Below are 24968 nucleotides of genomic sequence, written 5' to 3'. Positions count from 1 at the left end.
TAGCAGCGCGGATTGCCGGCGGTGGCAATTTCAAGGATGCTGCCGCCGGCAAGCCGGACTGCTACAGGGTTACGTTCGAATGAGAGCGACCCACAGCATGCCGCCCCCACCATGATCGCGTTCCGCCCCCTACAAACTCAGCACCCGATTCGACGCCTTGATGAACTCCCGCTTCAGATCTTCAAACGTCTGCACTGCCGGGAATTGCGGGAACTCGCGAATCACGTTATCCGGCGCATGGAACAAAATCCCCGCATCCGCCTCGCCCAGCATGCTGGTGTCGTTGTACGAATCGCCCGCTGCAATCACGCGGTAGTACAGACTCTTGAACGCCAGCACTGACTGGCGTTTCGGATCTTTCTGACGCAGCTGATAGTCCACCACCCGCCCCGTCTCGTCCGCGACCAGACGATGACAAAGCAACGTCGGGAAACCCAACTGGCGCATCAGCGGCTGCGAGAACTCGTAGAACGTGTCCGAGAGAATCACCACCTGGAATCGCTCACGCAACCAGTTGACGAATTCCACGGCGCCCTCCAGCGGCTTGAGCGTGCCGATCACTTCCTGAATGTCCGACAGCTTCAGGCCATGCTCGTCGAGAATGCGCAGTCGCTGCTTCATCAGGATGTCGTAGTCGGAGATGTCGCGGGTCGTCGCGCGAAGGGATTGGATACCGGTTTTCTCGGCGAACGCAATCCAGACTTCCGGGACTAGCACACCTTCCAGGTCAAGACAGGCAATTTCCACAGTTCACTCCTTGTGTGTTTCAAGCAGCCACGTTTAGGGAAGCAGCACTCTAACCAGCGCACCGGGCCCGGTGCAAACTGAGGATTCAGGCAAACCGGGGACGGTTTTTGATACCATCTGCGCCATTACCAGCGCTTGAGCGCCGCATATTAAGAGCGCCTGCGCGCCACAATTAGGAAGCCGTCTGATGAGCCACCCCTTCGACGTCGCCGACATCGCCGCGACCTACGCCAACAAGTCCGCCCAGGACATCCTCAAGTTCGCCTTCCAGCACTTCGGCGACGAGCTGTGGATTTCCTTCAGTGGCGCCGAAGACGTGGTGTTGGTGGATATGGCATGGAAGATCAACAAGAACGTCAAGGTGTTCAGCCTGGACACCGGCCGCTTGCACCCTGAGACCTACAGGTTTATCGATCAAGTGCGCGAGCAGTACGGCATCGCCATCGATATCGTCTCCCCCGACCGGGAAAAACTGGAGCCTTTCGTCAAGGAAAAGGGCCTGTTCAGTTTTTACAGGGACGGTCATGGCGAATGCTGTGGAGTGCGCAAGATCGAGCCGCTGCGACGCAGGCTCAGCGACGTGAACGCCTGGGCCACCGGCCAGCGCCGTGATCAGAGCCCGAGCACCCGCAACAACGTGGCCGTGGTCGAGATCGACAGCGCCTTCTCCACACCGGAGCGCACGCTGTACAAATTCAACCCGTTGGCGCAGATGAGCAGCGCCGACGTCTGGAACTACATCCGCATGCTGGAGTTGCCGTACAACAGCCTTCACGAGCGCGGTTTCATCAGCATCGGCTGCGAGCCCTGCACCCGCCCTGTCCTGCCGAATCAGCACGAACGCGAAGGTCGCTGGTGGTGGGAAGAGGCCACGCAGAAGGAATGCGGGCTGCATTCGGGGAATTTGATCGGCAAAGCCTGAACGCAGTTGCGAGCTTTGAGCTGCAAGAAAGAGCGGCCGGGTGAGGGCCGCTTTTTCTTGCAGCTTGCCGCTGCTGTCAATGCTCGGGGAGCACCACGCCTTCGAACAACTCTTCAAGTTCTTGCTTGTTGTGGCACTGGATGGCCTTGGCCATGACGTCGCGGGTCAGGTGCGGGGCGAATTTCTCGATGAAGTCGCACATGAAGCCGCGCAGGAAGGTGCCGCGGCGAAAGCCTATCTTGGTGATGCTGGCTTCGAACAGTTCGCTGGCATCGAGCACCACCAGATCGCTCTCCAGCTTGGGGTCCACGGCCATCTTGGCGACGATGCCAACACCCAGGCCCAGGCGAACGTAGGTCTTGATCACGTCAGCGTCGGCTGCGGTGAACACCACTTTGGGCGTCAGGCCACGATGGCTGAAGGCTTCGTCGAGCTTGGAACGACCGGTGAAACCGAACACATAGGTGACGATCGGGTATTCGGCGAGGATTTCCAGGGTCAGTTTCGGCACCTTGGTCAGCGGGTGGCCCTGGGGCACGACCACGCAGCGGTTCCAGGTGTAGCACGGCATCATCACCAGGTCGCCGAACAGCTCCAGGGCTTCGGTGGCAATGGCAAAATCGACGGTACCGTCAGCGGCCATCTCGGCGATCTGCATTGGCGAGCCTTGATGCATGTGCAGCGCCACATCCGGGTACTGTTTGATGAAATTGCTGATCACCGGCGGCAGCGCATAGCGGGCCTGAGTGTGGGTGGTGGCGATCGACAGGGTGCCTTTCTTCTCGTTGGAGAACTCCTGGGCGATCTGCTTGATGCTCTCGACCTTGCGCAGGATTTCCCCGGCCGTGGTGATGATTCGCTCACCGGCGGGCGTAACGCGGGTCAGGTGTTTGCCGCTGCGCGCGAAGACCTCGACTCCCAGTTCGTCTTCCAGCAAGCGTATCTGCTTGCTGATCCCCGGTTGCGACGTGTAGAGGCTCTGTGCCGTCGCCGAGACGTTGAGGTCGTGGTGCGCCACTTCCCAGATGTAGCGCAATTGTTGAAGCTTCATATGTATCCCTCAAAGCCGGAAGACGCCGCGGGCATCAGCAACGGTATATAACTGGATTAATGGTCAGGAAGGCAAAGCTAGAACTTTTTATCACTTTTATTCGTTAATGGCACGCTGCTTTTTCATTGGCGCGACGATTTGCTCTTCGGGCCTAAGCTCCGGAACGGTTTTGCAGCATCGGCACCATGTACACCGGCACTTCTGAAAGCTGCAGAACCCGCGCAGCGGTGCGTCCGATCGGCGTGTCCCCTTCGGTACCGTGGCTGTGACTGCCCAGCACCAACAAATCGACTTCAAGGCGCTGCGCCTGCTCGAGAATCACATTGGATGGATCGCCCTGCACCACACGCACACTTCGGATCAGCTCAAGATCCTGGTTATCCTCTCCCAGTTCGTCGCGAAAACCGGCCAGCACCCGAAGTTCGATGCCTTCGATGACCGTATTGACCCCTTCACTGTGCAGTTCCCTGAGCACGTCCTCGGCCAGATAGCTTTGCAGGACCGATTCGGCGAACAGCCCCATGGGTTCGACGACATGAATCACATGCAGCTCAGCATTGAACGTTCTGGCCAGTGCCAGCGCATGCTGCAGGACATAAGGCGCATAAAGACCGAGGTCCGTGGCATACAGCATCGAGCGAATCATGTGACCTCCAGGCAAGCATGACAGGCGCAGACACAACTCAGAGTAGCAGCGTGCGAACGAATCGGCCGGTTTGATACTGCTTTGCGGTCTAAAGGTTCACTGTTTTAGCTCATTGCTGATGCCATGAGGCACGTGACCGGTGGCCACCACCTCGCGCGCTTTCTCGCAATGACCGGGCTGATCGTCGAAAAACACGTCTGCGGCGAAGGCTTCCAGAAACGCCGATTTTTCCAGGCCACCGAGAAAAAGCGACTCATCCAGCCGAATGTCCCACTCGCGTAGCGTTCGGATCACCCGCTCATGGGCCGGAGCCGATCGGGCAGTGACCAGCGCGGTGCGGATCGGGCACGACTCCTCGGGAAACTCACGCTGCAAGAGGTTCAGCGCAGCGAGGAAAGGTTTGAACGGACCACCCGGCAGCGGCAATCGCGCAGCTTCGCGCTCACTGGCCTGGAACGCTTGCAGGCCGCCTGACTGATACACCCGCTCGGATTCGTCCGAAAACAGCACGGCATCGCCGTCGAAAGCGATGCGCAGTTCGGCGCTGGCTGCACGCCGGGCGCCGCCGGAGAGGATGGTCGCTGCGGCGAAGCCCGCGTCCAGCGCGCTACGAACGTCTTCAGCATGGGTGGACAGGAATAGATGACTGCCAAAAGCGGCAAGGTAAGGAAACGGGCTACGACCGCCGACGAATGCGGCGCGGGAAATATCCAGGCCGTAGTGTTGAATGGAGTTGAACACACGTAGGCCGGTATCGGCACTGTTGCGCGATACCAGGACCACCTCGACCCGTGACTGGGTCAAGCTGGCGTTGAGGCTCAGCAGCTTTTCCACCAGCAAAAAGGCATCGCCCGGCTCCAGCACTTCGTCTTCATGGTCGATCTGGTACTTGCGGTAAGCCGCTACCCCATCGCTCATGTAGATCGCGTGGCTTTCCCGCAAATCGAACAGCGCCCGCGAGGAGATCGCCAATACCAGTTTGCTGCCTGCGGTTTTCATGGTCAGGTCGTTGGTCATCGTTTTCCCCAAATGCATCAGAATGAAACCCGCCAAACCACCGTGCATAACCCTTGTGGGAGTGAATACATTCGCGAGACGGCGTACTGACCGTGAACATTTGTCAGCTCGATGGCTGCCCGTTCAAGGCTTGTGCTTTCAAGGTAAGTCGTCAGGCCTGCGTGCCAGCGACTGATCAACACCTTCGATAATGGCTTGAGCGCAAAGCGTGCAGCGCAATGCACCGTAAAACTCTCCGTCGCGCACCACGAACAGCGTCGGCAGATGAAACACGCCATAACGCTGCACGGCGCCACCATTCTCCTCGGCGTCGATCCAGCATAGCCGTTCCACTGGCAGCGCCTGCTCGGGCAAATGATGCCGCGCCCACCGGCAACTCGAACAGCCGACGCTGGTGAATATCAGCAGCGAAACACCAGGCAGCGTCAGCAATTGCTGATCCACGTCGAAATCCGTCAGTTGCAGTTGATCCACACCGATCGCCCCAGAGTCTGGGCACACTATATCCGCCCACAACCGACAGTTTACAAACTTCAGGCGGAACGACTGCACGCTGAAAAAGAAAATGCACCCGAGAATGCCGCGTCTGTTGGACGAAAGCCACGTTTACCCATTGTCGAAGCGAGGGTTAACGCGCTAAGGTTCCGCTCCCCGCTGCGCTCAACCATGCTGGGCTCCGCCGCTGGCGGCCAGCACCCGTGACCTTATGAGTAACACGATGGCTGATTTACCGATTGACGACCTCAACGTTGCCTCCAACGAGACACTGATCACTCCGGATCAGCTCAAGCGCGAAATTCCTCTCACCGCTGCCGCCCAGGCGACCGTGAGCAAGGGCCGCGAAGTGATTCGCAACATTCTCGATGGCAAGGACCACCGCCTGTTCATCGTGATCGGGCCATGCTCGATCCACGATATCAAGGCTGCCCACGAATACGCCGACCGCCTCAAGGCGCTGGCTGCGGAGCTGTCCGATACCCTGTATCTGGTGATGCGCGTGTATTTCGAAAAACCGCGCACCACCGTCGGCTGGAAGGGCCTGATCAACGACCCGTATCTGGACGACTCCTTCAAGATTCAGGACGGGCTGCACATCGGTCGCCAGCTGCTGCTGGATCTGGCCGAGAAAGGCCTGCCGACCGCGACCGAAGCGCTGGACCCGATCTCCCCGCAATATCTGCAGGACCTGATCAGCTGGTCGGCCATCGGCGCGCGTACCACCGAATCCCAGACTCACCGCGAAATGGCTTCCGGGCTGTCCTCGGCCGTGGGCTTCAAGAACGGTACCGATGGCGGCCTGACCGTGGCGATCAACGCGCTGCAGTCGGTTTCCAGCCCGCACCGCTTCCTGGGCATCAACCAGGAAGGTGGCGTGTCCATCGTTACCACCAAGGGCAACGCCTACGGTCACGTGGTGCTGCGCGGTGGTAACGGCAAGCCCAACTATGACTCGGTAAGCGTCGCGCTTTGCGAGCAGGCGCTGAACAAAGCGAAGATCAAGCCGAACATCATGGTCGACGCCAGTCACGCTAACTCCAATAAGGACCCGGCGTTGCAACCGCTGGTCATGGAAAACGTCGCCAACCAGATTCTGGAAGGCAACGAGTCGATCATTGGGCTGATGGTTGAAAGCCACCTGAAATGGGGTGCACAGTCGATTCCAAAGGACCTCGCCGACCTGGAATATGGTGTATCGATTACCGACGCCTGCATTGACTGGGAAGCCACCGAGAAGACCTTGCGCAGCATGTACGCCAAGCTCAAGGACGTCTTGCCCAAGCGCAAGCGCGGCTGATTGGCGCTTCAGAAACGACAACGCCGAGCAATTGCTCGGCGTTTTTCATTGTGGCGGCTGATTCGATCGATCAGATCTTGGCTGCCTGCCGCTGATTGCGCTCCATGTAGCGCTCGACATATGAGCACGATGGAATGACGGTATAACCGTTGCTCTCGGCATAATCCAGCGCGACCTCGGTCAAGGCCGCAGCTATGCCCCGCCCCCGCAGTGCGTTGGGAACGAACGTACGATAGATATCCAGAGTCTGCTTCCCCAGATCCATGTACGTCAGATAGGCGCGGTGACCATCGATATTAATCTCGAACTGGTGACCGGTCTCGTCATGGTGGATGGACAACGCCTCGCTCATCACTACTCCTCGCGGGTCTTGGAATTTGACCCCTACCTTACCGATGTTTTTCCGGCGAAGGAACTATCAGACGGCGTGAAAACGATGATGCTCAGCAACATGGCCTTGAAAACCGGTGAAAAATGCTCGTTGAGAACACCTGAGTCGCTCTGTTGCGCCGGTTTCTGCCTGGTTTCGCTGTCGCTCGCGACGTTTTCACACTGCCTGCAACGCCACCCCGTGCCTGATTTGGACACCGAGAACGCCCTGGCTTCTCAAACAAATGAGCACCCCCAAATAGTAGGCGCCATTGCCGAATCTGCTCAAGGGAATCGAGGCGAATATGCGCTGCCGCACATCTGACCGCTCTGCCGGTTGAACCTGAAGCCGCCGGTGGATGTCCATTGAGACGCAAACGGCTTGCTTGAGTCACGTCAAGCAGCACAGATCAATCGTCATTGCCGATCATCGTCTATACAAAAAGGCTGCACGCGGTTAAACCATGGCCGGCTTCAGGGCCTGCGTCACATCGTTGACCCGCCTGACGATCTCGGACCCACGCCGATCCGATCGATTGCATTGGTCACTGACAGACGTTTTCGCCTGACAGCGCCGGTTTTTTTTCGAGAGAAAACGTGAGGAGTCGCACGGAAGCCTTTCTAAGCAAAGAATTTTGTGTGGTTCTTGCGCTTAGTCCGTTTACTTACTACAAACAATGAGTAGTATGTACGTCGGTCATTTTCTCATTTTCGAGAGATGACTAATTTGATAGAAGTCCTTTAAGGGGAACACGATGAACAACGTTCTGAAATTCTCTGCTCTGGCCCTGGCCGCCGTTCTGGCTACCGGTTGCAGCAGCGCGTCCAAAGAAACTGAAGCTCGTCTGACCGCAACTGAAGACGCAGCCGCTCGTTCGCAAGCTCGTGCCGATGAAGCCTATCGCAAGGCTGATGAAGCTCTGGCTGCTGCTCAGAAAGCTCAGCAAACTGCGGACGAAGCCAACGAGCGCGCTCTGCGCATGCTCGACAAGGCAAGCCGCAAGTAATAATCCCTCGGGATTATGACTAAGCCGATCCGGTTTCGGATCGGCTTTTTTGTTGCCTGGTTTCCGTTGAGGGCTTCCTTTGCGCCAACGATTCTTCAGGCAATAAAAAACCCGTTCACCCTGCCCTGTCTCCAGGGCCCGGTGGACGGGTATCAGCGTCGAACCAGACTTATTGCAACGTCACCGGTGCATCATTCACAACCGGGGCTTGTACGCCTGGTACCGCGATCTCGACAGGCATACCATCTTCGGCGGCCACTACGTCACGCACTTCATCCCAGTTGATACGCAGGCTGTTGGCCAGGTCTTCGCGCTTGAGCAGCGCATTGATGACGGCGGTGTGCTTGTCGACCACCGAAGGGTTGCCGCTTTCGTCCAGGGGTGTATGCGCTTCGAGGTACACCTTCCCACCGCTGACGCCGAACTTGTACGGCTCGTTCATGATGCGTACTGGAGTACCGATCGGAACCATGTCAGCCATTTCCAGCACGTTGTTGTTGTACATGCGGAAGCAGCCGTGGCTGGTGCGCATGCCGATGCCGAACTTCTTGTTCGAACCATGGATCAGGTAGCCCGGCAAGCCCAGGCCGAACTTGAACGGTCCCAGCGGGTTATCCGGGCCAGCGGGCACCACGTTGGGCAGGATGTCACCATCGGCAGCGTGCTCGGCCTTGACCGACTCAGGCGGGGTCCACGTCGGGTTCGGGGTCTTGGCGGTCACCTTGGTTGTGGAAACCGGCGAGCCCCAGCCTTCACGGCCGATGCCCAACGGGAAGGTGTACACCACGTTCTGGCCTTTGGGGTAGTAGTAGAGGCGGTACTCGGCCAGGTTGATGACGATGCCCTCGCGCGGCCCTGGTGGGAGGATGAACCGGGTCGGCAGAATCACTTGGGTACCAGCGCCCGGCAGCCAGGCATCGACGCCGGGGTTGGCGGCGATCATTTCCAGATAACCCAGGTCGTACTGGGTGCCGAGGTCAGCGAAAGTGTCTTCGTACTTGGCGGTGACGGTCTGCACCTGGCCGATGATGTCTTCGCCTGGCGGTGGCAACGTAAACTCCAGAGCGGAAACGGGGCCGGCCGCACACAGTGCGGCGAGCGACAGACAGCGGGCGAAAGCTGGAATGCGCGACAACATCCGGGGAATCCTTGGATAAACGGAAGGCTTGAATGAGCGCGATTGTACACGCACGCCGGGGCCTTCGGGAGTAGGCGCGACGGCTTACACGGTGTAGTCGTTTTTACAGGGTCTGGTCGAGTTCCGGCCAGATCGGATGCCAGCCCCTGCGCTGCGCATCGATGATTGCCCGGCACAGTGGACACAGGCGCTCATCCTGATAAATCGCCTGCTCGACGTTGGACCAGCGTGGCTGAGCGGGCAGCAGCGTACCGCAGAGGGTACGATCGGCGGAACCGGCCAGTTCCAGTTGCCGGGCGACCAGATGTACACGAACTTCCTGGCATGCGAACAGGTCGAGCTGCTCGTCGGGCTCGATCAGTTGATAGGCAAAAAGGGACCAGGCAGGGCGGCGCATCAGAGGGCTCCGGATCGGGGGGCGCCACATTAGCCGAAAGCCCACGTTCGGAAAAGGGCTCGGGGCCGTTAATTTTGGCGGCCGAGGGGGCTGGCGTGCTGGCTTGAGAGGTGTGTGTGTATGCAAAGATCCTGGTGACGCGCGCATGGGTTCTGCCTAACGGCAGAAGCGTTTACGCCTTTGACGGGCTATTTGGAAAAGCTCCAAGTCACCAAGGGCATTCGCTCCTGGGTCGGCCCGACTCCGTCGGATTTTCCACTTCGAGCCGCCTATCGTCGGCCTGCGCCCAAGTCGCGACGTGTGTCGTCTGGGTTAGCATGTAGGAAGATCAAGATCAAAAGCCGCGGCATGAGCGGGACTTGAAGATTGACTACGAACCTGTGGGAGCTGCCGGAGCTGTGCGACAGCCGCGAAGGCGGTGGATCAGACACTCACATTTCACAGACCCACCGCGTTCGCTGCCGTCGTAACCTGCGGCGTCCCACCGGATCGAATCAGCCTGCCGCTTCTGCGGTCGCTCTCGATCTTGCCGTTGCTCTTCACGTCCCCGCCCCCAATGCCAGATCTCAATCAAAGAAGTGGCTTCAACTGCGGCCAAACATTCTCCAGCAGCCGAGCTTGAGCATTGGCCGCCGGATGCAGACCATCGGCCTGGGTAAACTCAGGCACCCCGCCCACTCCCTCAAGCATGAACGGCACCAGCGCCACCTTTTTCTCGGTCGCCAGATTCCCATACACCTCCTTGAACGCCTGCGTATAACGCACACCATAATTCGGCGGAATCTGCATTCCCAACAACAACACCCTGGCCCCCGCCGCCCGCGAACTGTCGATCATTGACGCAAGATTTTGTTGCAATTGCGCAGGAGGCTGGCCTCGCAGACCGTCATTGCCCCCCAGCTCAAGGATCACCAGATCCGGCTTGTGCTCTGCAAGCAGCGCCGGCAGCCGCGCCTGACCACCGGCACTGGTGTCGCCGCTGACCGATGCATTGACCACCTTGTCCTGGTAGCCCTGCTCTGCCAGGCGCTTCTCCAGCAGACTCACCCAGCCCAAACGGGTATCCAGGCCGAAAGCCGCGCTGATACTATCCCCAACGATCAGAACCGTGCCTGCCATGGCTCCTTGAGACAACAGCAGCAAACCCAGGCCAGCACTTAAAAACCACGCACGCATCGGATTCTCCATGAGCGAAAGTATTCTCAGTGCTCGGAACCTCAGCAAAGTGGTCCCAAGCACCGAAGGTGACTTGACCATCCTGCACCAACTCTCCCTGGAACTAAACAAGGGCGACACCCTGGCCATCGTTGGCGCCTCCGGTTCCGGCAAATCCACCCTGCTCGGCCTGCTCGCCGGGCTTGATCTGCCCAGCGCAGGCTCGGTGACGCTGTCGGGACGCAACCTCAGTGAACTGGATGAAGATCAACGAGCCAGGGTCCGCGCCGAACACGTAGGGTTCGTCTTTCAGTCGTTCCAACTGCTCGACAGCCTCAACGCGCTGGAAAACGTCATGCTGCCCATGGAACTGGAAGGCCGCAAGGACGCCCGCGAGCAGGCGCGCCATCTACTGGAGCGAGTCGGCCTCGGTCAGCGCCTGACCCACACGCCCAAACAACTCTCGGGAGGTGAGCAACAACGCGTCGCCATCGCCCGCGCCTTTGCCGCCGATCCCGATGTGCTGTTTGCCGACGAACCCACCGGCAACCTCGACAGTCACACCGGCGAGCGCATCAGCGACCTGCTGTTCGAGCTGAACCAGGAGCGCAATACCACGCTGGTGCTGGTCACCCACGATGAACGCCTGGCTCACCGGTGCCGGCGCCTGATCCGTCTTGAAGGCGGCCGCCTGGTCGCCCCTATGGAGCCTTGATGGCACGTCTGCCGTTTGCCCGTCTACTGAGCCTCGCCGCCCGCCAGTTAATGCGCGATGCCCGCGCCGGAGAACTGCGAGTGCTGTTTTTCGCGCTGGTGGTCGCGGTCGCCGCCAGTACCGCCATCGGTTATTTCGGCTCGCGGCTGAACAGCGCGATGCTGCTGCGCGCCACTGAGTTTCTCGGCGCCGACCTGGTTCTCAGCGGCTCAACGCCCGCCAAGCCCGAGCAGATCGAGGCCGGTACGGCACTCAAGCTCGATCACTCGCAAATCGTCATCTTTTCCAGCGTGGTCGCCACCGACAACGGCATTCAACTTGCCAGTGTGAAGGCGGTGGACACGGCCTATCCCCTGCGTGGCGAGCTGAAAAGCGCAGAGGCGCCTTATCAGCCGGAAGTCAGCGGCGGCGAGCCAGGGCCCGGTGAAGCGTGGGCCGAAGCGCGAATCCTGGTGGCGCTCAATCTGAAGGTCGGTGACAACATCGACGTTGGCTCCACGACCCTGAAACTGACCCGCGTGCTCACGTACGAACCCGACCGCGCCGGAAATTTCTACAGCCTGACGCCGCGGGTCATGATCAACATGGCTGATCTTGAAGCGACCAAGGTCGTGCAGCCAGGTAGCCGGGTCAATTTTCGCGACCTGTGGCGCGGCACGCCGCAGGATCTGGCGGCCTATCGCAAGGCTGTCGAACCGGGATTGGCAGCAAACCAGAAAATCGAAGACGCCCGCGACGGCAATCAGCAGATTGGCGGCGCGCTGGGCAAGGCCGAGCGTTACCTGAACATGGCGAGTCTGGTGGCCGTGCTGCTGGCAGGCGTCGCCGTTGCCTTGTCGGCTGCACGTTTCGCCGTCCGGCGTTTCGACGCCAGCGCGCTGCTGCGCTGTCTTGGCCTGTCGCGCAACGAAGCTCTGGTGTTGTTCAGCCTGCAGCTGGCGATACTCGGCATTGCCGCCAGCGTCACCGGCGCCCTACTCGGCTGGTTCGCACAACTGGGCCTGTTTTACCTGCTGGAAGATCTACTGCCCGCCGCGGTGCCACCGGGCGGCTCGCTGCCCGCGCTGGCCGGCATCGGCACCGGGTTGGTGGCCCTGGCCGGTTTCGCCCTGCCGCCACTGGCGGCGCTGGGTCGTGTGCCGCCCTTGCGCGTGTTGCGCCGCGACATGCTGCCGATTCCCGCCAGCACCTGGCTGGTCTATGGTGCTGCGCTGTTTGCGCTGGGGCTGATCATGTGGCGGTTGAGCCTGGATCTGGTGCTGACCTTCGCCCTGCTCGGCGGTGGCTTGATCGCAGCGGTGGTCCTTGGCGGCGTGCTGTTGCTGGCGCTGCAAAGCCTGCGTCGCTTGTTGGCCAACGCTTCGCTGCCGTGGCGTCTGGGCCTGGGCCAACTGCTGCGTCATCCCATGGCGGCGGCCGGCCAATCCCTGGCCTTCGGCCTGATCCTGCTGTCCATGGGGTTGATCGCCCTGCTACGCGGCGAGCTGCTGGACACCTGGCAAAATCAGTTGCCCAAAGACGCGCCCAACTACTTCGCGCTGAATATCCTGCCCACCGAGCGGGACAACTTCGCTGAGCGCATGAGTCGCCTCTCGACCCACGCCGCGCCGCTGTATCCGATGATTCCAGGGCGCCTGATGAGCATCAACGGCGAACCGGTGAGCAAGTTCGTGACCAAGGACTCACGGGGCGAAAACGCGACTCAACGCGACCTCAACCTGACCTGGTCGGCCAATCTGCCGGAGGGTAACAGCATCACCGAGGGCCAATGGTGGAACGATCAACTGCCTGCCGCTGACAGCATTCCCGGCGTTTCGGTGGAAACCAAGTTGGCCAAGAGCCTGAACATGAAGCTTGGCGATACTCTCAGTTTCGTGATTGGCGGCGCCAACCATGAGGTCAAGGTCACCAGCCTGCGGGACATCAATTGGGACACCTTTGAGCCGAACTTCTTCGTGATCTTCCAGCCGGGCACCCTCAAGGACGTGCCGACCACCTACCTGACCAGCTTCTATCTGGCGCCAGGCCATGATCAGCAAATCGTCGAGCTGTCCCGTGCCTTCCCGGCGGTGACGATCCTGCAAGTCGAGGCGCTGCTGGAGCAATTGCGCAGCATCCTCGATCAGGTCACGCTGGCGGTGCAATACGTGTTGCTGTTCGTGCTCGCGGCAGGCCTTGCGGTGCTGTTCTCGGGTCTGCAGGCGACGCTGGATGAGCGCATTCGCCAGGGAGCATTGCTCAGGGCACTGGGCGCTAACCGCGCGCTGCTGGTCAAGGCCCGACGCATCGAGTTCGGCCTGTTGGGCGCAGTCAGTGGCGTGTTGGCGGCACTGGGTTGCGAACTGGTGAGCTTCGCCCTGTACCGCTACGCGTTCAGTCTGGAATGGTCGCCGCACCCGTGGCTGCTGGTGCTGCCGTTGATCGGCGCGTTGCTCGTCGGCGGCGCGGGAGTGTTCGGCACACGCCGGGCACTGAATGCCAGTCCGCTGACTGTGTTGCGCGAAGGGTAAAACTCGACAGCAAGGGCCGACACACCGCGTATTGGCCCTTGCTGTCTACTGCTCGCTGACCTGATATTCGATTTTGGTCACCCACCAGAGCTTTTCCCCGGCGGGAATTCTGACCGTCAGTTCATCGCCCACTTCCTTTTTCAGCAGCGCGCGAGCCATCGGCGAGTCGATGGAGATGTAGTCCATGCGCCCATAGATTTCGTCATAACCGACGATGCGGAAACGCTTGCTCTGGCCCTCTTCATCCTCGATCTCCACCCAGGCACCGAAAAACACCCGGCCTTCCTGCTCCGGCGAGTACGCCACCACGCGCATGTCCTCTAGGCGCTTGCGCAGGTAACGGATGCGCCGATCGATCTCGCGCAGCAGTTTCTTGTTGTATTGGTAGTCGGCGTTCTCGCTGCGATCCCCGAGCGAAGCCGCCCAGGCGACCTTTTGCGTAATGTCCGGGCGATGCTCGCGCCACAGATAGTCCAGCTCTTTCTTCAGCGCCTCGTGGCCTTCGGTGGTGATGATTTTGGTACTCGACTCTGCCATCCGCGGCTTCCACATAACGATCAGGTAGGTGCCGCACGGCGGGGCCGCGACGGCATGGGGTCGCCACTACACTACAGGGGCGCCGCGACGGCAACCCGTGGTAGTCGGATCGCCCCGCCCCCTCAGTCGTTGGCACGCTGATTATGGCTGGCCACGAACTGGCGAAAACGCTCGGTGGGCAGGCCTTCGAACAGTTCATCGGGTGTGCCTTGGGCATCGATGACACCCTGAGCCATGAACACGACGCGGTTCGACACGTGGCGAGCGAAGCCCATTTCGTGGGTGACCACCAGCATCGTCCGGCCCTCTTCCGCCAATGAGCGCATGACCCGCAGCACTTCGCCCACCAGTTCCGGGTCCAACGCCGAGGTGGGCTCGTCGAACAGCATCACTTGCGGGTTCATCGCCAGAGCGCGGGCAATCGCCACCCGTTGTTGCTGCCCGCCGGACAGGTGCGCCGGGTAATAGTCGCGTCGATCAAAGAGCCCGACCTTGTGCAGCAATTGTTCGGCTTCTTCGATGCACTCGGCGCGGGAGCGCTTGAGCACCCGCAGCGGGCCCTCGATGATGTTTTGCAGCACGGTCATGTGCGACCACAGATTGAAGCTCTGAAACACCATGCCCAGTTTGCTGCGCATCGCTTCGACCTGGCGTGTGTTGCTCGGCAGCAGGCGCCCGTTGGCGTTGTGCTTCATTTCGATGACCTCGCCATCCAGCACGATGCGGCCTTCGTCGGGGGATTCCAGCAGATTGATGCAGCGCAGGAAGGTACTCTTGCCCGATCCGCTGGCCCCCAGAATGGAGATGACGTCACCTCTGTGGGCGTCCAGCGAAATCCCCTTGAGCACCTGAACCGAGCCGAACGACTTGCAGATGTTGCTGACCGACAACGCGGTTTCAATGGATTGATTCATGGCAGGCTCCGCGGCAGTCAAAGGGAGGGAGGCGTTTCTGCGGCCGGGGTGGCCACACGCTGTACAGGACGTTCGCGCAGGTGCGGGGAGAGCTGATACTCGACCCACGACATGAAGCGAACGATCAGGAAGTTCAGCACCAGATAAATCAGCGCGGCGCACAGGAAAACTTCCATGGTGCGGTAAGTGCGCTGAATGATCTGTTGAGCGATGCCGGTCACATCCCACACGGTCACCAGGCTGGCAATCGCGGTGGACTTGACCATCAACACCGCTTCGGTCGAATAGGATGGCAGCGCCTGACGCAGGGTGACCGGGCCAATAACCCGATACAGCAGGGTCCAGCGGCTCATGCCCACCGCGAGCCCGGCCTCGATCTGGCCAGGGGGCACGCTGAGCAGCCCGCCCCGGATGATTTCAGCGGTGTAACCGGCGGTGCACATTGCCAGGGCCACCACAGCACAGCCATAAGGAGACCTGAGGATTTCCCACATGAAACTGCTGCGGATGGCCGAGAATTGTCCCAGCCCGTAATAAATCAGGAACATCTGGATCAGCAATGGCGTGCCGCGAAACAGCATGATGTAGAAGCGCGCCGGATAACTCAGAAATGGCCAGCGGCTGACCCGCATGGCGACTACGCCCAACGACAGCAGCAAACCCAGGGAAAGACTGGCGAAGAACAGGCTCAGGGTCGTAGGCAACGCGGCCAACAGTTTGAGCATGGTGTCGCTGAGAAAGGCAAAATCGATCATCGGGGTTCCCCTCTCAGGCGTTCGGATTGCGGCGCTGAGTGCGCTGCACGCGGGTTTCGGCAATGTTGAACAGGCGCCCGGACAGCCCGGTGAGGATCAGATAACAGGCGCCGCCGACGATGTAGAAGGTGAAGTACTGGCGCGAGGAACCCGCCGCAACCTGACTTGCGCGCATCAGCTCCACCAGGCCGATCACCGAAATCAGCGCCGAATCCTTGAGGGTCATTTGCCAGACATTACCCAGGCCTGGCAACGCGTAGCGCCAGACCTGCGGGATCAGCACCCGACGAATTCGCATACCCCAGGTCATGCCAATCGCCAAGGCAGCCTCGAGCTCTCCTTTGGCAACGGCCAGGTAGGCGCCTCGATAGACTTCGGCCTGATAAGACGCGGAGATCAGCCCCACCGCCAGCGCGCCCACCAGAAACGGCGGCGTGTCGACGAAGCCTTCGCCGCCGAACCAGTGGTGGATGGCGCCCATCACCGTGGCCCCGCCGAAGTAGAACAGGTAGATCACCAGCAACTCCGGAATGCCCCGGAACAGGATCGAGTAGACGTCGCCGATATACCGGAATATCCGGCGTCGCGAGAGCTTGGCTGCCGCCACAGCGCTGCCCACGAGGGCTCCCACCACAAGTGCCGACAAGGTCAGCAGCACGGTCATGCCTGCCGCCTTGAGCAGCGCCGCGCCCCACCCGTGCTCGCCGAAGCTGAGCAGCTGTAAGAGATCCATAGGGTTTTTCCCGCTGCGAACAGTGAAAAGTCCGGTGCCTGACGACACCCTCCAACTCATACATACTTGTCTTTACAAGCATATGCAATTTGGTTGCCAGATCGTTTCGGACATGGTCTCAACTGCGTACAACCTCTCTGTTCAGGCGATCAAGGGTAGATAAGGTTCCACCGCTGCAGGTGTAAGTTCGTTAACACGTGACCGTAGGGCGCCTCACACTGGGGCAGTGGGAAACGTCTGGCCCCATGCAAGTGCGTAGGGCTGTAACACCGGATCAAGGCGCAGCCAGCAGTTCGATAAGGCTCTGTACGTTTGGCCGTTTGCGCTTTTCCGTCGGCACGAAGGCACAGTAAGGATGCCCAAGCGGCAGCGACCTGGCCGACAACACGATCAGACGTCCCGCCGCCAGATCAGGCTGGGCGATGAGTTTCTGCCCCAGCGCTATGCCGCAACCCAGCTTCGCCAGGGTAATCGACAGGCTCGACAAACCCGAGCGGCGGCCAAGCCCCGGATCAGGGGCAGGCTGGCCGATCTCACTGGCATACCAGTCGCTCCAGGTAGGGTGAGAAGCATAGTTCGGGCCCCACTGGGTATGGATGAACAGACTCTGGTGGATGCGCGTCAGGTCGAAGTCGCTGTTGCCGTGGCGATACCAAAGCTCGGGCGCACACAGCGGCACCACTTGATCGTGCACCAGCGCAATCGCTTCCAGCGCGGGGTAATGGTAGTCGCCATAGCTCACACGAATATCAACGTCATGGCGGGCCAGATCCACCGGATCGTCCTCGACCCGCACATCCACCGACAGCTGCGGATGGCTCTCCAGCAGCGCGGCCAGTTTCGGCGCCAGCCAGACTTCAGCCAGGGAGAACGGCACGCTGACGATCAGCCGAGTGCGCATCTCGCCTTCGAGCAAGCGCACGGTCATGGCGGCGATGTCGTCCAGGGCGCGGGAAGTTTGCGGAAAGATCGCAAGCCCCGCATCAGTCAACGACAGCCGATTCCCGTTGCGTACGAACAGCTTCTTGCCGAAATACTCCTCCAGATGTCGGACCTGCTGGCTCACTGCAGCGGCTGAGACGCCCAACTCCTTCCCCGCGGCCACGAAGCTTGCCAGACGTGCAGCTACCTCGAAGGTTCTCACAGCATTCAATGGTGGAAGCCTTTTCATCGATTTCCCCCTAAGTTTTTCTAGGGGGAGGCTAACAATTTTTGCCGTTGTTGCGAAGATTTTCACAGGTTAGGTTTACGCCACACCGTTCAGGAGGCCCGACATGAGCATTGTCATCGATCTTCAACGCTACCCTCTGGATCAACAAGGCAGCAAGGCATGGAACACCCTGGTCGCCAAGGCGCGCTGCGAATTGGCTCGCAACGGCATGTTCAGCCTTGAAGGCTTCATTCAGGCGGAAAACGTCGCACTGGCTGCCGCGCAGATTCAGCCGACCATGGACGCCGAATCCCACACCCACAAACGCTCGCACAACATTTACTTCAAACCGGAAATCCCGGAATTGCAGGCCGATCATCCGGCCTTGAAAAAGGTCGAGACGGTCAGCCATACCCTGTGTGCCGACCAACTCAAGAGCAGCCTGGTGACGGCGGTCTACGAATACCCGCCGCTGGTGTCGTTTCTCAGCGCGGTCATGCAAAAGCCGGCACTGCATGTCATGGCCGACCCCTTGGCGCGGGTCAACGTAATGAGTTATCGCCAGGGCGAAACCCTGAACTGGCACTTCGACCGCTCGGAGTTCACCACTACCCTGATGCTCCAGGCACCGGAAGCCGGCGGCGAGTTCGAATACCGTACCGACTTGCGCTCTGCGGACGATCCGAACTACGCAGGCGTGGCTGAGTTATTGGAGGGTCGTGACCCTGCCGTGCAGAAATTGCGCTTGAGTGCTGGCACATTGAACGTGTTTCGTGGCAAAAATACCGCGCACCGGGTGACCCCCGTGCAAGGACAGCGCGAACGCATGGTCGCGGTGTTCTCGTATTACGAAAAACCAGGCGTGATGTTCACCGTCGAGGAGCAGACCGGCTTCTACGGACGCGCCGCCCAACTGACCTCTGAAGACACAGCGGCATAATAAAATTAGCGATTCGCGGCTTTTGATCTAGCTTGACCCTGCCAATCTTTCAATCAGATGGGGAAACACATGGGCCACACCTACCACGTCACAAAAAGAATCCTCGCCTGGGCAGCACTGGGCAGCACGCTTGTGCTGAGCCACGCCGCGTTCGCCAAGGACTGGACCTCGGTTCGAGTCGCCACCGAAGGGGCCTATGAGCCCTGGAACATCACCCTCCCGAGTGGCGAAATTTCCGGCTTCGAACCTGAACTGCTCAAGGACGTCTGCGCCCGGATCAAGCTGGAGTGCAAACTTCAGGCTCAGGATTGGGACGGCATGATCGCCGGCCTCAACGCCGGTAAATTCGACGTGCTGATGGACGCCATTGTCATCACTGCGGAGCGAGAAAAAGAGATCGCGTTCTCCAAGCCGTACGCCAATACCCAGGCGGTTTTCGTCAGTGCCGATCCAAAGCTCATCGCCAGCATGCCGAGCAATGACGTGATCAAACTCAGCGGCGACCCGGCCAAGGACAAAGCTGCCGTCGACAAGATGAAAGAACTGCTCAAGGGCAAGACCCTGGGCATTCAGTCGGGTACCGCCTATACCAAATTCGTCGAGGACAACTTCAAGGACATCGCGACCATCCGCGAATACAGCAAGTCCGCCGAGCACTTGCTGGACCTGAACGCGGGGCGCATCGATTTCGCTTTTGACGACGTGACCTTCTTCACTTCCGCTCTGGAAAGCCCCGATAACAGCAACGTAAAAATGATCGGTCCGAAAATCGGCGGCGATATCTGGGGGCCGGGCGAAGCGCTGGGCTTTCGCAAGGCCGATAACGACCTTCGCGAGAAATTCAACGGCGCACTCACTGCCGCATTGGAGGACGGCACGGTGAAGCGTCTTTCGCAGAAGTGGTTCAAGGCTGATATTCGGCCTTGATGCCCCGCCGGGGCAGCGGCTGACGTCGCTGGCCTGACCACCTCTGTGAGGGTGAGCCTGCTCACGAATAGCCTGGCAGGCCCCCTGCGTCATCGGCGGCTGAAACATGACTTTCGTGAGCACGCTCACTCCCACAATAGTTATCGCCCCATCAGCGCCATCATTCCTTCCCCACGAAAAATCCCGCCCAGCGCTGAATTATTTCGTGTCCTCATGTATCTGATCGGAAAGTGCTGTGCCATCAAACAGATGGCATTCACGCCAGGCAATACCGATTCAGCAACAGAGTGACCTTGTATGAAATTAGGCAAGAAAAAAGTCAAACCGATTAGCCTGAACGACATCACCATCGTCGACGACGCGAAGATGCGCAAAGCCATCACCGCCGCTGCATTGGGTAATGCCATGGAGTGGTTCGACTTCGGCGTGTACGGCTTCGTCGCCTACGTGCTCGGCAAGGTGTTCTTTCCCGGTGCCGACCCCAGCGTGCAGATGGTCGCCGCACTGGCGACCTTCTCGGTACCGTTCCTGATTCGCCCGCTGGGCGGGCTGTTTTTCGGGGCATTGGGCGATAAATACGGCCGCCAGAAAGTCCTGGCGGCGACCATCGTGATCATGTCCCTGAGCACCACCGCCATCGGCTTGATCCCCTCCTACGCGTCGATCGGTATCTGGGCGCCGATCCTGCTGTTGCTGGCGAAAATGGCCCAAGGCTTTTCGGTCGGCGGCGAATACACCGGCGCTTCGATTTTTGTCGCCGAATACGCACCAGACCGCAAGCGCGGCTTCCTCGGTAGCTGGCTGGACTTCGGCTCGATCGCAGGCTTCGTGCTCGGCGCAGGCCTGGTGGTGATGATTTCCACTGTCATTGGCGAAGACCAGTTCCAGGAATGGGGCTGGCGTTTGCCGTTCTTCGTCGCCCTGCCCCTGGGCATGCTTGGCCTGTATTTGCGTAACGCTCTCGAAGAGACGCCGGCGTTCCAGCAGCACGTCGAAAAACTCGAGCAAGGCGATCGGGAAGGCCTGTCGAGCGGCCCGAAAGTTTCGTTCAAGGAAGTGGCAACCAAACACTGGCGCAGCCTGCTGACTTGCATCGGCATCGTGGTGGCGACCAACGTTACGTATTACATGCTGCTGACGTACATGCCGAGCTACCTGTCGCACAACCTGCACTACAGCGAAAACCGCGGCGTGCTGATCATCATCGCGATCATGGTCGGCATGCTCTTCGTACAACCGCTGATCGGTTTCGTCAGCGACAAGATCGGCCGCAAGCCTTTCATCATCGTCGGCAGCATCGCCCTGTTCATCCTTGCCATTCCGGCGTTCATGCTGATCATCAGCGGCAAGGTCGGGCTGATCTTCACCGGCTTGCTGATCCTCGCCGTGGTGCTGAACTTCTTCATCGGCGTCATGGCCTCGACCCTTCCAGCGATGTTCCCCACCCACATCCGCTACAGCGCACTGGCCAGTGCCTTCAACGTCTCGGTGCTGATCGCAGGCCTGACCCCGACCCTTGCGGCCTGGCTGGTAGAAGCCACCGACAACCTCTATATGCCGGCCTACTACCTGATGGTGGTGGCGGTGATCGGCCTGGTCACTGGCATAACCATGAAAGAGACCGCCAACAAACCCCTGCGCGGCGCCGCCCCCGCAGCATCGGATATGCAAGAGGCCAAGGAGTTGTTGAAGGAACATCACGACAATATTGAGCAGAAGATCGAAGACATCGACGCCGAGATTGCCGAGCTTGAGGCCAGGCGCAAGGACCTGGTGCAGCAGCATCCGCGGATTAACGAGTAACGCCTGGTGCCAACGCCGCCCTGCCCGGCGCGGCGCTTGGCGCCCTGATTCGACCCCGTCGCTTCCAGCCTACCGGCTGACCCTCTTCGCGCTCACAACCCCACCACTCCTCTTCCCGCCAACTGGGCCAGCGTCTGCTCGTCGACTTCCAGGGTGCGCTGGAGCACGTCGGCCGTGTCCCGGGCAAACTCCGGCGGCGCGCGACGATAGCTGGCCGGCGTCGCGGAAAGCTTGGCTGGAAAGCCGATCACCGTGACCTCTGTACCGTCATCGCGCTGCATCTTGTGCAGCATGTCCCGAGCCTGCACATGGGGATCGGCAAGCGCCTGCGCCACATTGTTGATCGGCCCGCCCGGCACCCCGCTCTGGGCCATTTGCGCCAGTAACTGCGCCGCAGGCCATTTGGCGATGCTGTGCGCCAATTGCAATTCCAGCTCCTTGCGATGCTGACTGCGTCCTGCGTTGTTGCGATAACGGGGATCTTCGCCCAGGTCCGGGCGCTCCAGCAGTCGGCACAACGCTTGAAACTGCCCGTCGCCGCCGCAGGCCACGAGGATGTAATCGTCTGCGGCAGCGAAGTCTCGATACGGCACCACGTTAGGGTGAGCGTTGCCCAACCGACCGGGGATCTGGCCGCCGATCAAGTAATTCATGCCCTGATTGGCGAGCAGCGAGACCTGACAGTCGAGCAGTGCGCAGTCGATGGCCTGCCCTTCTCCGGTGCGAGTGCGATGGTTCAGCGCGGCGAGGATCGAGATGGTCGCGTACAGGCCGCAGAACAGGTCGCTGGCAGGGATGCCGACCTTCAAAGGCCCGGCACCGGGCTCCTCGTCCCGTCGACCGATGACGCTCATCAGGCCGCTCATGCCCTGTACCAGAAAGTCATAACCTCCGCGCGCGGCGTAGGGCCCGTTCTGGCCAAACCCGGTGATCGAGCAATAGATCAATCGCGGATTGATCGCCTTCAGGCTCGGGTAATCGAGGCCATATCGGGCCAGGGTGCCGACTTTGAAATTCTCGATCACGATATCGGCCCTGGCAGCCAGACGGCGGATGATCTCGGCACCTTCCGGTTGCGCGAAGTCCACCGCGATCGCCTCCTTGTTGCGGTTGGTGCAGAAGTAATAGGCCGCATCCCACGGCTGGTCGCCGCTTTGCAGGAAAGGTGGGCCCCAGCCGCGAGTGTCGTCGGCCCGCGCCGGATTCTCGACCTTGATCACCTCGGCACCCAGGTCGCCAAGAATCTGGGTGGACCATGGCCCGGCCAGCACGCGGGACAAATCGAGCACGCGAATGCCGTCGAGGGCGCCCGGTGCGAAAACTGCAGAATCGTTCATCAGATTTTTCCTTTCAGGCTTCATCGCAGGCTCTGTCCATTGGTTTCAGGCATGCGCCAGAACGCCACGAGGCTGACCAGCGCGGCGCCCGACACGTAGAACAGAAACCAGTCGCCGTGCCCCAGGCTTTGCAGCCAGGTCATGAGGTAAGGGGTGGTGCCCCCGAAAATCGCCACTACCAGGTTGTAGGGAAGGCCGATGCCCAGTGCTCGGACATCGGTGCTGAACAACTCGGCCTTCACCGCTGGCGCGATCGACGAATACAAGCCGTAAAACAGCAACCCGAACAATTCCACCGCAAGGATGGTGGTGAACGAGGCATTGATCATCGATATGACGGGATAGAGCAACAGCAGATAGCCGAGGGCGAACAGGATCAGCTGAGGACGCCGCCCCCATCGATCGGAGAACATGCCGAACAGCGGCTGCGAAACCATGAAGATGGCCAACGCCAGGGTGCTGGCGGCATAAGCCACCGTCGGCGCTGCGCCGGAAGTGCGGATGGCGTGGACCGGGATGTAGCTCACGAACAGATAGAACGCGAAGGCCCCCAGCAGACTGATGCCCACCATCCGACGCAGCGCTTGAGGGTGCTCACGCCATAGGGTGCGCAACGGATGACGCACGGGCCCTGCGTGGAGCTTCTGCTGCTTGAAGGCTTCGGGCTCGGCCACCGAGCGACGCAGCCACAGCCCGACGAAACTGCCCAGCGAACCGATCAGAAACGGAATGCGCCAACCGTAGTCGATCATCTGCTCCTTGCTCAACATTGAGGTCAGCAACCATGCCAGCGCCGAGGCGAACAGCAGGCCCAGAGCGATGCTGAAGAACATGAACCCGGAGTAGAAGCCACGCCGTGATCGGGGCGCGGACTCGGCGAGAAACGTCGCCGCCGCACCGTACTCGCCCCCCACCGATACGCCCTGAACCATGCGCGCCAGCACCATCAGAATCGGCGCGGCGATGCCGATGCTGGCGTAGGTGGGCAGCAGGCCGATCACCAGCGAAGGCAAGGCCATCATCAGAATGGTCAGGGTCAGCGCCGCGCGGCGCCCGACCCGGTCATTGAACAGACCGATCAGCAACCCGCCTACCGGGCGCATGCCAAAGCCCACCGCGAACACGCCGAAGGTCGCCAGCAAGGCAGCGGTTTCGCTGTCCGAGGGGAAGAACTGCGGGCCGAAATACAGCGCGAAGGCCGTGTAGATCGACCAGTCGAACCACTCGATCGTGTTGCCGATACTGCCCGCGATGATCGGCCGCCAGGCCGTTGCCAGGGTCAGCGGTGCTGCGGGATCGCTGTGGGTACCCACAACCGTGGATGCGTCGTTTGCCATGTGATGAGCCTCAATTGTGATTGTTATCAGGCGTCTTTCAGAAAGCATGGGCATGGATCGATCAGCCTGACCCGGTGAGTCCTCGCATGAAATCGAGCACTGGCAACTCGCTGTCGAGCAAGGCTTGCCCCAGGCGCTGCTGCCAATAGCGCTCACTGCCCAATTGCAGCCGCCAGTCATGCAAACGGCGGGTGTACAGCTGCAGGTCGTATTCTTCGGTGATGCCGATGGCGCCATGCACCATGTGCCCGATGGCGCCTATGCTGCTCACCGCCTGGCTGGCGCGGGCCTTGGCCAGGGCTGCCAGACGCGGATCGACCGCCAGCCCATTGCCACGTAGCGCCAACTGGGCCGCCATCCGTACTGCATAGACTTCCTCGGCCAGGACCGACAACTGTTGTTGCACAGCTTGAAAGCGAGCGATGGGTTTACCGAACTGCTGGCGTTCGGCGGCGTAGTTCAGTGACAGTTTCAACACACGACTCGCAGCCCCTGCGATCAGCGCGGCAAACAGGGCGGCGCCGATGGCCTCCCAGTCATGGGGCTGCTTAAGCTTCAAGGCGCTGGCCGGAAAGGTCTTCCAGTACAAGTCGACACTGAGGCCGGTGCCTCTTTGCGCATCAGCCCCCTGGGCATCAGCCACGGGCAGCAGCCAGGCGCCGTCATCCAGCAGCACCAGCACCTGCTCCGCCGTGGCGGCAAAGGCTACGTCGTGGCACTTGACTCCCTTCTCCACCCGTTGCCCACGCGTCAGGGTAATGCTTGCTGGCAGCAGCTCATGCCCCTCGGCAGCCAGGGCGGCGCGCACCCACATCGTGGTGGCCAGCGGCAGAGGCAAGGCACAGGCGCCGCAGGTTTGCAGAACTTCACCGACGGTTTCCAGGTTGGCCCCCGCGCCGCCGTATTGCTCGGCGAGCAACAGGTCGGCAAAACCGCTGTCGCTCACTGCCTGCCAGTCGGCCGGGTCTGCCCCATCCTGCTCGATGGCGCGTACACGCTGACTATCAAATGTCGCCTCCAGCCACTGGCTGAAGGCATCGCTGATAAAACGGTCAATACTCATGCC

26 protein-coding genes are annotated in these 24968 nt (G+C 60.4%); 9 read left to right on the top strand and 17 right to left on the bottom strand.

Annotated features, from left to right (window positions below):
- Positions 1–129: 129 nt before the first annotated feature.
- The gene (thrH, locus tag CE491_RS18160; protein ID WP_110949717.1) at positions 130–747 is read right to left on the bottom strand and encodes a bifunctional phosphoserine phosphatase/homoserine phosphotransferase ThrH; all 618 of its coding nucleotides are present in this window, start codon (positions 745–747) and stop codon (positions 130–132) included.
- 187 nt (positions 748–934) lie between these two features.
- On the opposite strand from thrH, the gene CE491_RS18155 reads away from it, so the two are divergent.
- Complete coding sequence (locus CE491_RS18155; RefSeq protein ID WP_110949716.1) at positions 935–1669, top strand: phosphoadenylyl-sulfate reductase; 735 nt, start codon at positions 935–937, stop codon at positions 1667–1669.
- 76 nt (positions 1670–1745) lie between these two features.
- Here CE491_RS18155 and cysB read toward each other — a convergent pair whose 3' ends face one another.
- From cysB to CE491_RS18135, 4 genes are all read right to left on the bottom strand, one after another.
- Positions 1746–2720, bottom strand: coding sequence for an HTH-type transcriptional regulator CysB (gene cysB, locus CE491_RS18150; protein WP_110949715.1), 975 nt, complete (start codon positions 2718–2720; stop codon positions 1746–1748).
- 151 nt (positions 2721–2871) lie between these two features.
- The gene (locus tag CE491_RS18145) at positions 2872–3366 is read right to left on the bottom strand and encodes a universal stress protein (protein WP_110949714.1); all 495 of its coding nucleotides are present in this window, start codon (positions 3364–3366) and stop codon (positions 2872–2874) included.
- Between the two features lie 96 nt (positions 3367–3462).
- Positions 3463–4365 carry a 5'-nucleotidase gene (locus tag CE491_RS18140; RefSeq protein ID WP_110949834.1) on the bottom strand — a complete coding sequence of 301 codons (903 nt, stop codon included), beginning with the start codon at positions 4363–4365 and terminating at the stop codon, positions 3463–3465.
- Positions 4366–4521: 156 nt separating this feature from the next.
- On the bottom strand, positions 4522–4857 hold the full coding sequence (locus CE491_RS18135; protein WP_199885164.1) for a thioredoxin family protein: 336 nt from the start codon (positions 4855–4857) through the stop codon (positions 4522–4524).
- Positions 4858–5101: 244 nt separating this feature from the next.
- Between CE491_RS18135 and CE491_RS18130 the strand changes: the two genes are divergently transcribed.
- The gene (locus CE491_RS18130) at positions 5102–6178 is read left to right on the top strand and encodes a 3-deoxy-7-phosphoheptulonate synthase (protein ID WP_199885163.1); all 1077 of its coding nucleotides are present in this window, start codon (positions 5102–5104) and stop codon (positions 6176–6178) included.
- A 70-nt stretch (positions 6179–6248) separates the two neighbouring features.
- On the opposite strand, the gene CE491_RS18125 is transcribed toward CE491_RS18130, so the two are convergent.
- Positions 6249–6530: a GNAT family N-acetyltransferase gene (locus CE491_RS18125; protein WP_110949711.1), complete on the bottom strand. Its 282-nt coding sequence runs from the start codon at positions 6528–6530 to the stop codon at positions 6249–6251.
- Between the two features lie 18 nt (positions 6531–6548).
- Between CE491_RS18125 and CE491_RS30315 the strand changes: the two genes are divergently transcribed.
- Together CE491_RS30315 and oprI are read left to right on the top strand one after the other, a co-directional pair.
- Positions 6549–6872: a hypothetical protein gene (locus CE491_RS30315; protein ID WP_199885162.1), complete on the top strand. Its 324-nt coding sequence runs from the start codon at positions 6549–6551 to the stop codon at positions 6870–6872.
- Positions 6873–7302: 430 nt separating this feature from the next.
- A complete protein-coding gene (oprI, locus tag CE491_RS18120) occupies positions 7303–7554 on the top strand; it encodes an outer membrane lipoprotei OprI (protein ID WP_003199355.1) in 252 nt (83 codons plus the stop codon).
- Positions 7555–7723: 169 nt separating this feature from the next.
- Here oprI and CE491_RS18115 read toward each other — a convergent pair whose 3' ends face one another.
- From CE491_RS18115 to CE491_RS18105, 3 genes are all read right to left on the bottom strand, one after another.
- Positions 7724–8692 carry a L,D-transpeptidase family protein gene (locus CE491_RS18115; protein WP_110949710.1) on the bottom strand — a complete coding sequence of 323 codons (969 nt, stop codon included), beginning with the start codon at positions 8690–8692 and terminating at the stop codon, positions 7724–7726.
- Between the two features lie 103 nt (positions 8693–8795).
- The gene (locus tag CE491_RS18110; RefSeq protein ID WP_110949709.1) at positions 8796–9089 is read right to left on the bottom strand and encodes a hypothetical protein; all 294 of its coding nucleotides are present in this window, start codon (positions 9087–9089) and stop codon (positions 8796–8798) included.
- Between the two features lie 570 nt (positions 9090–9659).
- Entirely contained in the window at positions 9660–10265 is a 606-nt protein-coding gene (locus tag CE491_RS18105) for an arylesterase (protein WP_110949708.1), read from the bottom strand.
- A 10-nt stretch (positions 10266–10275) separates the two neighbouring features.
- Between CE491_RS18105 and CE491_RS18100 the strand changes: the two genes are divergently transcribed.
- Positions 10276–10959 (top strand): ABC transporter ATP-binding protein, encoded by a 684-nt coding sequence (locus tag CE491_RS18100; RefSeq protein WP_110949707.1) that lies wholly within the window; start codon positions 10276–10278, stop codon positions 10957–10959.
- Positions 10959–13469, top strand: a complete 2511-nt coding sequence (locus tag CE491_RS18095) for an ABC transporter permease (RefSeq protein WP_110949706.1) — start codon at positions 10959–10961, stop codon at positions 13467–13469. Before CE491_RS18100 ends, CE491_RS18095 begins: the two co-directional genes overlap by 1 nt.
- A 45-nt stretch (positions 13470–13514) precedes the next feature.
- Here CE491_RS18095 and greB read toward each other — a convergent pair whose 3' ends face one another.
- From greB to CE491_RS18070, 5 genes are all read right to left on the bottom strand, one after another.
- Positions 13515–14006 carry a transcription elongation factor GreB gene (greB, locus tag CE491_RS18090; protein WP_110949705.1) on the bottom strand — a complete coding sequence of 164 codons (492 nt, stop codon included), beginning with the start codon at positions 14004–14006 and terminating at the stop codon, positions 13515–13517.
- Between the two features lie 122 nt (positions 14007–14128).
- Positions 14129–14920: an ABC transporter ATP-binding protein gene (locus CE491_RS18085; protein ID WP_110949704.1), complete on the bottom strand. Its 792-nt coding sequence runs from the start codon at positions 14918–14920 to the stop codon at positions 14129–14131.
- A gap of 17 nt (positions 14921–14937) precedes the next feature.
- Positions 14938–15675: an ABC transporter permease gene (locus tag CE491_RS18080; protein WP_110949703.1), complete on the bottom strand. Its 738-nt coding sequence runs from the start codon at positions 15673–15675 to the stop codon at positions 14938–14940.
- Between the two features lie 13 nt (positions 15676–15688).
- Entirely contained in the window at positions 15689–16408 is a 720-nt protein-coding gene (locus CE491_RS18075) for an ABC transporter permease (protein WP_110949702.1), read from the bottom strand.
- 274 nt (positions 16409–16682) lie between these two features.
- Positions 16683–17552, bottom strand: coding sequence for a LysR substrate-binding domain-containing protein (locus tag CE491_RS18070; RefSeq protein ID WP_234407624.1), 870 nt, complete (start codon positions 17550–17552; stop codon positions 16683–16685).
- A gap of 130 nt (positions 17553–17682) precedes the next feature.
- Between CE491_RS18070 and CE491_RS18065 the strand changes: the two genes are divergently transcribed.
- The 3 genes from CE491_RS18065 to proP all read left to right on the top strand — a co-directional run bounded on the left by CE491_RS18065 (position 17683) and on the right by proP (position 21228).
- Positions 17683–18498: a HalD/BesD family halogenase gene (locus CE491_RS18065; protein WP_110949700.1), complete on the top strand. Its 816-nt coding sequence runs from the start codon at positions 17683–17685 to the stop codon at positions 18496–18498.
- 69 nt (positions 18499–18567) lie between these two features.
- Positions 18568–19425: a transporter substrate-binding domain-containing protein gene (locus CE491_RS18060; protein ID WP_110949699.1), complete on the top strand. Its 858-nt coding sequence runs from the start codon at positions 18568–18570 to the stop codon at positions 19423–19425.
- Positions 19426–19722: 297 nt separating this feature from the next.
- Complete coding sequence (gene proP, locus CE491_RS18055; protein WP_110949698.1) at positions 19723–21228, top strand: glycine betaine/L-proline transporter ProP; 1506 nt, start codon at positions 19723–19725, stop codon at positions 21226–21228.
- Between the two features lie 92 nt (positions 21229–21320).
- On the opposite strand, the gene CE491_RS18050 is transcribed toward proP, so the two are convergent.
- From CE491_RS18050 to CE491_RS18040, 3 genes are all read right to left on the bottom strand, one after another.
- A complete protein-coding gene (locus CE491_RS18050) occupies positions 21321–22565 on the bottom strand; it encodes a CaiB/BaiF CoA transferase family protein (RefSeq protein ID WP_110949697.1) in 1245 nt (414 codons plus the stop codon).
- 20 nt (positions 22566–22585) lie between these two features.
- Positions 22586–23902 (bottom strand): MFS transporter, encoded by a 1317-nt coding sequence (locus tag CE491_RS18045; protein WP_110949696.1) that lies wholly within the window; start codon positions 23900–23902, stop codon positions 22586–22588.
- A gap of 61 nt (positions 23903–23963) precedes the next feature.
- Positions 23964–24965, bottom strand: a complete 1002-nt coding sequence (locus tag CE491_RS18040) for an acyl-CoA dehydrogenase (protein ID WP_110949695.1) — start codon at positions 24963–24965, stop codon at positions 23964–23966.
- Positions 24966–24968 lie beyond the last annotated feature (3 nt).

The sequence above is a fragment of the Pseudomonas bohemica genome, from assembly GCF_002934685.1.
Lineage (GTDB): Bacteria > Pseudomonadota > Gammaproteobacteria > Pseudomonadales > Pseudomonadaceae > Aquipseudomonas > Aquipseudomonas bohemica.
This window is presented reverse-complemented; position numbering and strand designations above follow the sequence as displayed.